Annotated in this window: 7 protein-coding genes; 4 read left to right on the forward strand and 3 right to left on the reverse strand. The window is 56.4% G+C overall.

Translation table 11 applies throughout. From position 1 onward, the window contains the following. Position 1 precedes the first annotated feature (1 nt). A complete protein-coding gene (locus ACZ9HU_RS18090; RefSeq protein WP_476106999.1) occupies positions 2-421 on the reverse strand; it encodes a hypothetical protein in 420 nt (139 codons plus the stop codon). 153 nt (positions 422-574) lie between these two features. On the opposite strand from ACZ9HU_RS18090, the gene ACZ9HU_RS18095 reads away from it, so the two are divergent. Next, a complete protein-coding gene (locus ACZ9HU_RS18095; protein WP_476107000.1) occupies positions 575-823 on the forward strand; it encodes a helix-turn-helix transcriptional regulator in 249 nt (82 codons plus the stop codon). A gap of 96 nt (positions 824-919) precedes the next feature. Here ACZ9HU_RS18095 and ACZ9HU_RS18100 read toward each other — a convergent pair whose 3' ends face one another. Continuing rightward, positions 920-2242 (reverse strand): tyrosine-type recombinase/integrase, encoded by a 1323-nt coding sequence (locus ACZ9HU_RS18100; RefSeq protein ID WP_476107001.1) that lies wholly within the window; start codon positions 2240-2242, stop codon positions 920-922. Positions 2243-2328: 86 nt separating this feature from the next. On the opposite strand from ACZ9HU_RS18100, the gene ACZ9HU_RS18105 reads away from it, so the two are divergent. Continuing rightward, on the forward strand, positions 2329-3735 hold the full coding sequence (locus ACZ9HU_RS18105) for an alkaline phosphatase D family protein (protein ID WP_476107002.1): 1407 nt from the start codon (positions 2329-2331) through the stop codon (positions 3733-3735). A 71-nt stretch (positions 3736-3806) separates the two neighbouring features. On the opposite strand, the gene ACZ9HU_RS18110 is transcribed toward ACZ9HU_RS18105, so the two are convergent. Continuing rightward, positions 3807-4742: a LysR family transcriptional regulator gene (locus ACZ9HU_RS18110; protein ID WP_476107003.1), complete on the reverse strand. Its 936-nt coding sequence runs from the start codon at positions 4740-4742 to the stop codon at positions 3807-3809. Between the two features lie 415 nt (positions 4743-5157). Between ACZ9HU_RS18110 and ACZ9HU_RS18115 the strand changes: the two genes are divergently transcribed. Both ACZ9HU_RS18115 and ACZ9HU_RS18120 read left to right on the forward strand, forming a co-directional pair. Further along, positions 5158-8091, forward strand: coding sequence for a TonB-dependent receptor domain-containing protein (locus tag ACZ9HU_RS18115; protein WP_476107005.1), 2934 nt, complete (start codon positions 5158-5160; stop codon positions 8089-8091). A gap of 107 nt (positions 8092-8198) precedes the next feature. Next, positions 8199-9809 (forward strand): carboxylesterase/lipase family protein, encoded by a 1611-nt coding sequence (locus tag ACZ9HU_RS18120; RefSeq protein WP_476107007.1) that lies wholly within the window; start codon positions 8199-8201, stop codon positions 9807-9809. Positions 9810-9943: the final 134 nt, after the last annotated feature.

The following is a 9943-nucleotide window of genomic DNA, read 5'->3' on the forward strand; positions in this document are numbered from 1 at the left end:
CTCATTCATCGGGGTGGAATTTTCGCCAATGCAAAATGCCCGACCTCGGATCCAGCGGGTCGGACGCGGGATCGCGCATGCCACCGACCGAGCGAGACATAAAAGACTGATCTTGCGGTAATGGCTCTGGCGAGATCACCCAATCGCCGCAATCAAGCTTTGCCCAGGCGAAGGGAACGCCCAGCGCCAAGATGATGGTCACCGGGAAAAACAGCACGTTGAGATAACCCGCCACAGCGGTCTGGAAATAATCAAGCAGCCAGCCGGTCTCCTGCGCCTGCACAAAACCATCCCACCAGAGCAAGGATGCGCTCCACCAGACTTTGGCGAGATGTGGGCGCCAGATGTAATCGCGCAGACGCGGACTCGTCTTCGAAGCAGGATTGCCTATTGACGGGTTTTCAGGTTCGATGATTTCCACGAAAAAATCCTCGCGCAGGCAATACATCAACCAAGTGGTTTGGCAGGAGGCGAATTAACGCCCCCCAAAATGGGCAAAAAAAGTGTTACGCGGTAACATTTTCAATGTTATATCTTCGACGTGGCGGGTAGACCATCCAAGGATGGTTTCCAAATGAAAAAGTTTAATGCTATCAACTCGGCGTCGCAACCCGATGGCAATTTCACCCAATTCAAGCCGCTTGCCGTCCGCATTCCTGAAGCCGTTCGCATGACCGGAATTGGCCGGACAAAATTATATGCACTGATGGCATCCGGTGACGTAACCACCGTCAAGATTGGCCGATCAACATTGATTCCTGTGGCAAGCCTTGAGGCATTGCTGAGCAATAACAAGCAACAGCGACCTCATAAAAATCATTGACGACGACCTCAATTTTTTCAAATAAAATTGAATATGCCTGCAAAATTGGCTTATACAAGCATCTTCTATACTAAATCTTGGTCGCCATAGAGCATCTTATGAGACCAGTGGCACGACTGCACGCATAGCCATTTCATCCAGACCGTCAGCAATGTAACGTGCATAGTGCCGCTCTATCATAACAACACTTGTATCATGTATTGCCGCTACCAAGCGAAGAGGCAAATTGGCGCGTATGCCTCGAACAATCGAGGAATGACGCAAGGCATAGGGGATTGCCTCGGGAATATTGACCTGCTGTCGAATGAGCGACCAGGGGCGCACGATCTCTCCAGGTAATTGCCAAGGGCCACGACTCACACGACGCCATCTAATCTCTCCCGACTGCTGCTCGTGACGCCAGCGCTCTAGCAACCAATCATTTTTATCCCGCCCTGTAGTCACAATCCTTAAGGTAGCCAGCACATCTTCGCCCGCTGGAACAGGGATTTCACCACCCTTCCCACCTCTTCCCTTCCTGCTCTTGGGCATCATGACACGGCCCATTTCATACTGCACATGGCCAACCCGCAATCGCGCAACCTGTGAGAAGCGGGCTCCTGTCGCTGCCATCACCAAGATGAGTCGAAACAAATCACCATCCCAATTATTTTCAGAATCTACTTTACTGCATGCCGTCAAAATTTCCCGAATCTGATCATCTCTCAGTATCTGACTTTCTCGAGCGAGAGGAACATCCTCATCTTCATCGCTCACACGCGCCTTCAGCGCCGATTTTACAATACCAGAAAATGCCAACGGCAATTTTGCCTTATGCCTCTGGGCCGCCCTATTGAGAGCTGCCTTAAGATCATTCAGAAGGCGTTGGACAGCAGTTTCTTTCAGACTTGAATTCAGATTATCACGCCACAAAATTAAATCAGAATCTTTAAGTTTGTGGAGTGGAATCGCTGCCAGTGGAGCGGCCTGTACGGCGGCGCGATTTCCAACGCAGGGTCGACCGATGACATATTTTTCAAGCCGACGTGCAGCATCTGAGCGCGTAGCACGGCCGACCCGGCGGCTATCTCGAGCATCCCGCTCTGCAATATAGTCCGCCACCGCCGATGCTACCGTTTGGATAGGACCTTCGGCGAAAGCCTTGGTCTCCGTCCGGACTGCCTCGACATGAAGCCGGGCGGCTCTGATCGCTGCATGATAATCAAGCGTCCCGACACTGACTTCGTCATCAGGCGTTCCAAGCGCCGCTTGTTTGTAACCTTTGTCGTTCCGCCAGCGGACCAACCAGGCACCAACTCTTTTACCCCGCCGATAGCCGAGGTGGATATCCGCATCCACGACGCGCCAGTACACACCTGGCTCCAAACGCTTGCGCGAACTACGAGAGGTAAGGGGAGCATCTACAAGGGTTTTTGACATCCCTCGACTATACAAACTTGTCAAATAAGCGTCAAATAAGCGGTGCTGAACGGGGGTGAACACAGACGGACAAATTTCCTAACATATTGATTTATTATGAACCTAAGAATCGCGAAACAGGGCAAAATCCTTCTGATTACGCCCTCCTCCAGGCCAGAGTATCCAGCGCTCTGGCCACTCCCGGCGATTTTGCCAGCCGCAGTCCCGGCCGCGAGGGCAGCATCCGCTTTCTGGTCGCGGACAATGCACAGTTTGCCCGCGCCATGAAAACGCCATGGAATGCCGCCATTGCGGAAAATGACTTTGTTGTGAAGGCCGAGGTCAAAGGTCTCGCACCAGCCAAAAGCCATTTTTACCGCGTCGAATTCCGCGACCCTATGGGCAAGATTCACAAGCCCGAGACCATGGGCCAATTCAGGACCCTGCCCGAAGAAGCATCGTCCGAGCCTGTATCGGTGGCGGTGTTCAGTTGCCTGAGCTATCAGCATTTCTATGGCCTTGGCGACCGGGCAGCCAATCCCTATGCGCAAGGCGGGCCGCTGGCGAGCGAAGAAGTGCGGCGCAGAGGCTATCCCGCCATGGACCATATTCGCCATGCGCGGCCCGATTTCATGATCGCCACGGGCGATACCGTCTATTACGATCACCCGATGGGGGACCAACGGTTTTGGGCCAAGACCTTGCCCGAAATGCGGTTGATGTGGAATCGCCAACTCGCCGTGCCTTCGGTCAAAGACGCATTTGGCGAAATTGCCACCTTCTTTATGAAGGACGATCACGATTTCCGCTTTGATGATGCCGACAACACGGGGACCGAGCTTCCGGCCGTTTCCGATGGCAAGCGGGCATTCCTTGAACAAGTGCCCGTGGTCGCGCATGGGCCGACCTATCGGACCGTGCGGGTCAACCGGCATCTTCAGATATGGATGCTTGAGGGACGCGACTATCGCTCGCCCAATGCCATGCCCGATGGACCCGACAAGACGATTTGGGGCGCCGAGCAAAGGGCATGGCTGGAAAAGACACTGTTGGCCAGCGATGCCGATTTCCGGATCATCATCAGCCCGACCCCGGTGATCGGCCCGGATGACGCCCGCAAACGCGACAACCACGCATCATTGGGTGGCTTCCAAAATGAAGGCGAGCACTTCCTCGAATTTCTCAAGGCCAACGCCAGACTGGCCAACACCTATATCGTGAATGGCGATCGCCACTGGAAATATCATTCCATCCATCCGACCGGCGCACAGGAATTCTCCTGTGGGACGATCCACCGGCAAAATTCCCGTCCCGGCGTCGCCCCCGGAAACCCCAGAGGCACCGCCCCCAATGCGCTTATCAAGCAGCCCTATCTGCAGGCTGGTCCTGATGGCGGCTTTCTGAAGATGAATGTTGTTCCGCCCCGCAGCGGAAAATCAGCCGAATTGACCGTTCAGTTCTGGAATGAAGCCGGAGCCATTGACCATGAAGTTACGCTGAGTTCTGCGTACTGATGGCCGGCGCCTTCCCTTTCTGAACATATAGGCCCAAAGCAAACGAGATGGCGTATAATTATCACGGATGATTATGCGCCTTTTCCGATCCATTCCATCACCGATGGCTCACTTCGCACCGCAATATCCTTCAAACATTCTCTTAGCCAAAGCAGACCTTGGTCATTTGCTCTTGCGCAATGATATTGCATCATTTCATTCATGGCGGGAAGGTTGATTGGGCAATTCGCAACGGCAAGCGAGAAAGGTTCGGCCAATAAATTCGCCAGCCTTTCATGAATGAGCGCCAATCGGGTTGTGTTGCGCAACAGCCAGGGAACCTGAAGGAAGGAAGGGGCGATGACTTCGATGCGCCGGTGATCGCCCACCGCGTGGAGTGCCTCATCGATAAAGATCGGACTGCCTTGAATATGCACGCCCACGTGGCCGCATTTTTCAAAGGATTCAATCGTCAGCTCACCTCGAAACACCGGATTGCTGGCACAGCCGATAATGACGTGACGCTCGCTGAAAAGGAAGTCGCTTGGGTGATCCGGGCTTAAAAACTGCTGTGGCGTAAGGAGAAGATCGAGTTCTCCATCGTCCATCGCCTTTCGCGAACTGTTGTCCGGAAGCAGCACTTCAAGCTCGATCCGTGGGGCCACTTTTTGCAGCGTCGCGAGCAATGGCGTGATGAGCACGGTGGTAATGTAGTCCGAGGCCGCGATACGAAAGCGACGTGTCGAATGCGCCGGGTCAAAAATGGTGGCCGATGCGATAAGATTACGCAGGTTTTGGATGGTGGCGGCAATCTCGGGCGCCAATGCCAAGGCGCGGGGCGTGGGAATCATTTTCTTACCATGCTGCACCAAAATCTCGTCATTCAACGAGACTCGAAGGCGCTTGAGAGCTGCGCTCATCGACGACTGTGTAATGTGCAGGTGCGCCGCCGCCTGGGTTACGTTGCGCTCCCTTAGCAAAACGTCAAAGGCGATAAGAAGGTTGAGGTCAAACTGGTCAAGCCGCATTGTCGTTCTTTCCTGGTTCAATCTGCCAGCCCGGCTTGGTCACCATCAAAATTCACGCAATCTGGTCAAGAGGCCAAATGGCGCGACATTGGCCCCCAAATCGGCTTGGCATCATTTGATATCACGATGAAATTGGACTGACAGATTTTAAGACATCGACTGACAACTCAGCATCAGTACAGGAAGTCAGAATTTCGCTGAGACAAAAATCTTTTTTAAACATATAGATGACTGAAAATTCTTGATGGAGCAGATCGGGCATTCGGCCCACACCAAACCATCGTTAAAAGCGATGGATTACCATTTTCAATAATCATTATCATGCATAGGTCAAATAGAATACATCAATCGGCCTAACCAATGGGTGGAATCAAGCCCCGAAAATTGTTGGTGGGAGGACATGATAATGCATACAATGAACGCGCCTTATGGCGCGGCCTACATTTCCAATCGGACCGGATCATTCAAACGCCGCGCCTCCTTTCTGATTGGTGCAGCAATGCTGCTGCCCATGCATGTTCAGGCACAAACAACTTCGCCCGCATCGACCTCGGCGGCCAAGACTGAAGCCGCCGATATTGTGGTGACCGCAACACGCATCGCGCGTGACGGCTATACCGCGCCCACGCCGACCACGGTGGTCGGGCAGGAGTTTGTACAGCAGCGTGCGATGGTCAACATCGGCGACGCTCTGAATGCTGTTCCCGCGTTTCGCGCGGCCGTCTCGCCTAATGCGGGCGGCATTGGCAATACCGGCGCTTTCCTCGCCGACTTGAGGGGGCTGGGCTCGGTCCGCACGCTGGTGCTGCTTGACCGGGCGCGCATGCCGCAGACCATCATCCCCGGCGTGACGTCTTCGGCCGGCACGACCGACCTCAACGTGATCCCGACCGTGCTGATCAAGACTTCGGACGTGGTGACCGGCGGCGCTTCGGCGGCCTATGGCTCGGACGCGGTCGCGGGCGTTATCAATTTCCAGATCGATGACCGCTTTGTTGGCGTCAAGGGTTCCGCCCAATACAGCCAGACCCGCTATAATGATGCCAAAGACAAGTTTGCAACTCTGGCCTTTGGCACGAAATTTGCCGGAGGCCGTGGCCATTTTGTCATTGGTGGTGAATATAATGACGATGGTGGAACCGCTTATTACAACACTGCGCGAGCATGGGGCCGCGAGGCATGGGGCAGCCAAACCATCACCAATCGTCCGGCAGGCACGGCCAACACGATCGTCGGGCCTAATGGCGGCTATTTCGGTACGGCGACGAGCGGTGGCCTGATCCTTACTAATGGCGCGCTCAAGGGTCTGGCGTTCGTGCCCACGGCCAGCGGCGGCGTCACCACGACGGCCTTCAGCCCCGGCCTGAGCAACATGTCATCATCGCTGGACTTTTTCACACCCTCGGCGCTGGCCGCGAACGCAGCGGCCGGGATCAACAATCTCAACACGCAGCAATTGCGACCGGCCCAGATCCGCTACAATGTCATGGGCAAGGTGACATTCGACATCAATGACAATATCACCGCCTATGTTGAGCCACTCTATTCCAATGTGAAAACAACCGGCATCATTATCATCCGTCGCGATGGCGCCGGCGCTGGTCCGGCTTTGACCATTGCCAAGGACAATGCCTATCTGGCGCAGGCGCTCACGCCTGCCCAACTGGCGCTTGTCCCGGCGGGCGGGCTGAGCATCGGTTATTCGGGGCAGGATTTTGGCCCCAGTGTCCGCAGCATTCAAAATGAACTGATACGGGTTCATACGGGTCTGAAGGGGCAATTCGGCGACAAATGGAAATGGGACGCTTCCTATCTCTTTGGTCAGAACACATCCCATGTCGCGATCAGCAACACCTTTAAAACCGCGAATTTCCGCAATGCGCTGGATGCCGTTTCGGTAGGCGGCCAGATTGTCTGCCGCAGCGCCGCCGCGGTGGCGGCAGGCTGCGTTCCGATCAACATTCTGGGCAAGGCCAATGTTTCAGCAGCGGCCGCCAGCTATATTCTGGGCACGGCAACCGGGTCGGGCAAAACCGGCCTGCATGATCTCTCGGCCAACATTCAGGGCGAGCCTTTCTCGACATGGGCCGGGCCGGTTTCCATTGGCGTGGGCGCGGAATACCGCAGGGAATCGGTGCGCCTGAATACGGACGCCCTTTCACAAAGCTCCGGCTGGCTTACCGGCACGGGCGCTGCCCTGCCCACGGTCAGCCAGACGGTGAAGGAAGCCTATATCGAAACCATCGTGCCGCTGCTGCGCGATGCCCCCTTTACCAAAAAGCTTGATTTCAACGGCGCGGCACGCGTCACCGATTACAGCACCTCCGGGCGCGTCACGACCTGGAAAGCAGGTCTGACCTGGGAGCCTGTGGACGGATTGCTGTTCCGCACCACCCGTTCACGCGATATTCGTGCGCCCAATCTGATCGAGCTTTACACCCCCCAGACCCAGTCGCTTCCGTTGCCCACCGATCCGCGCAGAGGCGTGGCCGCTCCGACCAACACGGCCGGGTTCATTGTCGGCGGCAATCCCGGCCTGAAACCGGAAATCTCGATCACGCAGACCGCAGGCGTCTCCTGGCAGCCTTCGTTCCTGCGCAATCTGCGGCTCTCGGTCGACTATTATGACATCCGCATTGAGGGCGCGATCACCTCGACCAGCACGCAGGGCGTGGTCAACAACTGCTTCATCGGCGGGGCTTACACCGGCAATTCGTGGTGCTCGCTGATCAGCTTTGCCAACAACGATCCCGTTGCCGGACAGATGACCGGCGTACGCGGTGTCACCGCCAACGTGGCCTCGTTCAAAACGCGGGGTCTGGATATTCAGGCCACCTATCGCCAGTCGCTGGAGGAGATCGGCCTGCATGGTAAACTGACGGCGAACATGATGGCCACGCATGTCATGTCGTTCTGGTCGTCGACGGATATTTCGACGCTGTTTCCAAACGGCATTGATCGCGCCGGTCAAACTGGCGCGGCTTTTGGCGGCCCGGCCGGTTTGCCCAAATGGCTGATCAACACTTCATTGGATTATGAAGTCGGGCGTTTTGGGGCGAATGCCAATATTCGCTACGTATCTCCCTCGCGCCAGAATAACGGGCTCTTTGGCCCGGATCAGGCAGGATACGACCCCACCCTTACAACGAGTATATCGAATAACAATATTCCGGCCGTGACCTATGTCGACATTGGCATGCGTTACAGTTTTGGCGCGGATAAACAGTACACGATCTTCTTCAATATCAATAACCTGTTTGATCGCGATCCGCCGCTGCCCGCCAATGGCAGCGCCTATTACGACCTGATGGGCCGCACGTTCAAGGGAGGCGCGCGCTTCAGGTTCTGATCTGCCCATGGCGCCGGGCGAGCCTCATCGCCCGGTTTCTGTCGGCCCGCTCGCAGGGTGGGCCGACACTTTTCCCGCGCAAGTATCAACCTTTGGGTGTCGGTATCATGAAGTTCAAGTCTGCTGCTGCATTGTCCTTGCTGGCATCGTCATTGCCGGTCCACGCATCCACCCATGGCGCAACATCCGTGGCGCCAGTCGTCACGCTTGACAGTGGCCGCGTGGAAGGGGTTATCCTGGCCTCGGGTTCTCAGGCTTGGCTTGGCATCCCCTATGCGGCTCCGCCGGTGCGTGATCTGCGCTGGAAAGATCCCCAGCCTGTCGCGCCATGGCGGGGCACATATCACGCTGATCGTTTTGGTCCACAATGCACACAGCCCCAGCGCAACGTGATGGTCAACCAATATTCGGGGGCCGAAATCACCAGCGAGGACTGCCTTTACCTTAATGTATGGGCGCGCCCGGGCCTGAAGAAGGCCCCGGTGATTGTCTATATCCACGGCGGGGCCTTCTATATCGGTACCGCCGGCATGCCGCTTTATGGCGGTGAAGCGGTCGCTCGCGAAGGCGCAGTGTTTGTGAACTTCAACTATCGCCTCGGCGCGTTGGGTTTCATGGCCTTGCCCGAACTGTCGGCTGAATCGCCGCACAAGACCTCTGGCAATTATGCATTTCTGGACCAGATCGCGGCGCTCAAATGGGTAAAGCGCAACATCGCCCGCTTTGGTGGCGACCCGGACAATGTAACGATCGCGGGCCAGTCGGCCGGATCCATGTCGGTACAGACGCTGCAGGCCAGTCCGCTGGCGCAGGGCCTTTTCCATCGCGTTGTCGGAATGAGCGGAGCCGCCGCCGGTGGCCCCAGTGCCTCGTTGCCGTTGGCAGATGCCGAACAGGAAGGGCTGAAACTTCAAACTGTGCTGCGCGCAAAAAGTCTGGCGGATCTGCGCGCCATGCCTGCCGACCGCATTGTTGTTCAACGCACAGCCGATGCGCCCAAGATTGGTCCGATTACCGATGGCTATGTGCTGAACGAAAGTGTCGAGCAGCGTTTCGCGCGCGGCGCTCATCGAGATGTGCCCACTCTGCTGGGTTTCACGCATGACGAATCCTTTGGTGGCCTTGGCGCTGTCAAAGGGCTTGCCGATTATCAAGCCAAGGCCTCGGCCCGTTACGGTGATCACGCGCCCAGGTTTCTGGCCCTCTATCCCGCCAGCACTGACGAGCAAGCCCGCGATCAGGCCCGCGCTGCCGACCGTGACAGCACCATGGCAGCATCCATGGGGCAATGGGCCGATGCCATCACGGCCCATGGTCACGCAAAGGTCTATTCCTATGAATTTGCGCGGCCGCATTCTTATGCCGTCGGGGTCAAATTCTCGGACCTCGATCCGGCCACAGCAGGGGCCTATCACACATCGGAGGTGCCGTTCTGGCTGGGCACGCTGGACAGCTTCAATCGCTATCGCACCACCCGCGCGTGGACCCCTGCCGATGTGGCGTTCAGCAAGATGATGACGCGTTCGCTGGTAGCCTTTGCTCGCAGCGGCAGCCCAGAAACGCCCGATTTGCATTGGAAAGTTTATGACCCCAAGGCGCCGATGTTGCTCCGCCTTGGAACGACGGCCCAGATCGCCCCTTGGCCAGATCAACAAAAATTCGATTTCTTCCGAAAGGAGAACGCCCCCAAGCCGACGGGTGGCGCGCTCAGAGACTGATCTTCACGCGCAACGCGTTGGTGCATCCGCAAAGGTACAGGCCATGAACAAACTCGACATACTTGTCATTGGTGGGGGCATTGGGGGCCTGACGAGCGCGATAGCGCTTTGCAAGGCGGGGCATAATGTCACGG

The sequence above is a fragment of the Novosphingobium sp. Sphag1I genome, assembly GCF_056279125.1.